Source organism: Sphingobacteriales bacterium (genome assembly GCA_012517435.1).
Classification (GTDB): domain Bacteria; phylum Bacteroidota; class Bacteroidia; order CAILMK01; family JAAYUY01; genus JAAYUY01.
Genome location: JAAYUY010000070.1, coordinates 1 through 2,418, shown reverse-complemented (window position 1 = coordinate 2,418; position 2,418 = coordinate 1). Strand labels below are relative to the sequence as shown.

3 protein-coding genes are annotated in these 2,418 nt (G+C 35.7%); all 3 read left to right on the top strand.

All coding sequences use genetic code 11. The annotated features are described in order from the left end of the window. The coding region (locus GX437_04000) for a hypothetical protein (GenBank protein NLJ06817.1) at window positions 1-479 on the top strand (479 nt) is incomplete at its 5' end. Between the two features lie 4 nt (window positions 480-483). Continuing rightward, entirely contained in the window at window positions 484-984 is a 501-nt protein-coding gene (locus GX437_03995) for a hypothetical protein (protein ID NLJ06816.1), read from the top strand. 411 nt (window positions 985-1,395) lie between these two features. After that, on the top strand, window positions 1,396-2,418 hold a 1,023-nt coding region (locus GX437_03990), incomplete at its 3' end, for a hypothetical protein (protein ID NLJ06815.1).

Below are 2,418 nucleotides of genomic sequence, written 5' to 3'. Positions count from 1 at the left end.
TCAGCTATAAGAAATTTCCACAGTTTCTGGATAGCATCAGAAATGATATGATTAAATGGGACAAACCTTATCAGCTGATAGCGAATTGCGATTTTAAGATGGCCGGCAACGACCTCCTGTTTTCAAACAACCGCGACATATATGACCATAAAACCGGAAAAGTCATCATTCCTGCCAGATTCACCCCTGAAGATGATACCATCCGTTTTATCAGGACTTTTGTGGTCATTCATAATTCACGAGGTAAACCAAAATTTATTGCCTATACTGAATCGACCTATCCGGATCAGATCCTTGAATTTACCACCCTGGCAGATGAAAATAATCTGATCATCAGAAGTCTGAAAACAGGAAAGGTGGTGAAAAAATTCACTCTCGGCACTAAAATCAGCGGGCTGGCACTTCAGGGGAATCAGTTGGTCTGGATCGAAGAAAATGGCGATGCCCTGTATTTTAAACGCATAAAATTTAAACTTTAGGCCTATGAAAAAGATAATCATATTGTTATTGGTTTCGGTACTTTTTGGCAACAATTCCTGCAATATTTCTGAAGCCGAAAGTATGGCGGTCAGGGAGGAGGTTAAAATAGCACAGCCAAAACCCGACCCACTCAAAACTCTTCTTGCGTCAGAAGGGAAAATTTTTGTCAATGTAGTCAACAGTGGCCTGTGTTTTCGTTGTTTCCCTGTATTTATGTATGCTGCAGAACATTTTCAAAACGAAGCTGACAACAAAAATATCGTGTATGTTTTTCCTTCCATGAGGTCAGGACTTCAGGCAGACTTTCTCAAAGAAAACTTTAATCTGGATCCACAGAAGATTCAGGCTGTTTTCGATGATGAAATCTACAAACATCTACAACAGAAATACGGTCTGAATGGCACCTCCGATTTATTGTGTTTTGAAAATCAACAACTTATCGGGATGGTGGCTTACCAACGCACCAATGTTGACGAAATCATTCGCTTTGTTGACAATATCTGATTCAGGAGAATGATGGGAAAATCATTGTTGACCGGAATAAAAACTCACTTCACGACAGGGATTTATTATCCCTACACTTCACATTTATTACTGTTTCCTGGACCCGGGCAGTTTCCAGTATGCCCGGGTTTTTCTTTTCCCTTCATCTTTTTGCTTTGCCCTTTCATTACAAATAACCCGACCGGCTCCGGAAAATGTTCATTTATCCTGAAATCACTTGAGAAAAGATTTATGAAATTTTATTTGACTGAGGCTTTAAGAAAAACGGTTTTGGGGTTTACTTAGCTTAATAAAACTAAGGGTTTAAAGTGCGTCCCAGCTTTTTAAACCACCCCAAAACCTTACTGCAAAGGTAAGGTTTTGGTTTTCGTTTAAGTCAAAAAACTTTAATAAACTCTAAAATCTTATCTTATGAAAAAGTTTTATTTAATTTGTACAATGATTTTATTGTCATTTTCAGCATTTAATCAAGTGACTATTACTTCTGACCAAATTTGGACAAACAAAGACGATCCTGATTCTATAAATCAGCGAAGTGGAAATTGGCGTGATGGTATAACAATTTCTAATGGAGCGACTTTGGTTATTGATTGTTCGTCTGTTCTAATTGAAAACGACAGAACATTTAAAATGAGAAGTGGAAGTAGCATTACGGTTAGCGTAGGAGCCAAACTGATTATTGAAAATGCAATAATTACAAGTGATGGGGGTAGTAGTTGGGGAGGAATAATTGTAAATGGAAATCCCTATGCACCCCAGACAGTTATAGGTCAAAATAGGACTCAAGGATTTTTAATTCTTTGTCATAATACCAAAATCGAAAATGCATCTACTGCTGTTTTCGTTCATGGAGGTGGTGTCATACTTGCATCGAATACTTCTTTTTCTGAATGCATTACCTCAATTTACTTTGAAACTTATGGAGATTATGTCACTGCAGTTCCTTATGACAATTTAAGTTTTATAAAAGATTGTTATTTTTACAATAGCAATGATACATCGTTGATCGTTAATAATCCACTCAATCAGTTTATTTATGCGAAAGGCATATCTTTAAGAATTGAAGGCTGTGATTTTAATTATATAAATGATTATGGGCAAGACAAAATTTCAGGTGTTGGAATTTTTTGCTGGAATTCTAAACTACTTATAAGAAGGTCGTTAAGCTATAATAACATTCCTGTTTCATGTCAACGAAATGGACAAATCAATACTTTTGAAAATCTGGAATTTGGTATTTATTTTTACATTAATAAATTACTTTATGTTAGCACATCTCCGCCAAAAAGTTTGGTATTACAATCTAAGTTTAAAAATTGCAGAGTCGGTGTTTATGAGCAAAACTCAGAGGGTTCACATATTTACAAATGCCAATTCAAATTTGAAGATGATTTTCAACCTGAAGGTAATATTTCTAATTTGATACACTATCAT